Here is a 612-nt window from a genome sequence, read left to right on the forward strand (position 1 = left end):
CGGCAGACCGGGTAGGCCTTGCGGTACTGCTCGCCGATGCGCCAGCGCTGGCCCAGGTCGTCCCAGATTTCCGACACTGCCGGGTCGTCGAGGGTTGCGGCCGGGGCGCCGGTGAAGCCCTCCCGCGCCAGGAAGGCCGCGCTCACGCCCGCCATCGCGCCAAAGGCCGAGCCGTCCTTGACCATGGTGGGGTGATCGATGCAGCGCATCATCTGGCTCCGCGGGCCGTAGAACTCCGCCGTGCCCAGGGCGTGGGCGGTGGCCGCGGTGTCGAGCCCGAGGGCCCGCGCCGCCACGGCGGCGACGCCGAGGGCGTTCCAGGCGCCGGAGGTGTGGTAGTCCGGGGCGGTGGCGTGCAGCGCGATGCCCGCCCGGGTGGCGATCTCGTAGCCCGCGGCGATACGGGTGAGCAGCTCGCCATCGTCGACGGCGGCGGCGTCCGGGAGGGCGAGGAGGCCGGGGACGAGGGCGGCGCCGACGTGGCCCTTGGTCAGCACCTGGCCGTCGTGGGCGTCCAGGGCGTCGGTGAGGGCGGCGCCGTGCAGCGCCGCGCCGACGGCGGACGCAGTGCCGGGGCTGAACAGCAGCGGTACGGCGCCGGGCATCTGGGCA

1 protein-coding gene is annotated in these 612 nt (G+C 75.7%); it reads right to left on the minus strand.

All coding sequences use genetic code 11. The annotated features are described in order from the left end of the window. Nucleotides 1-612: MmgE/PrpD family protein (locus tag G7A99_RS23675; protein WP_163144513.1), on the minus strand; the 612-nt coding region annotated here is incomplete at both ends.

The organism is Arhodomonas sp. KWT, from assembly GCF_010993615.1.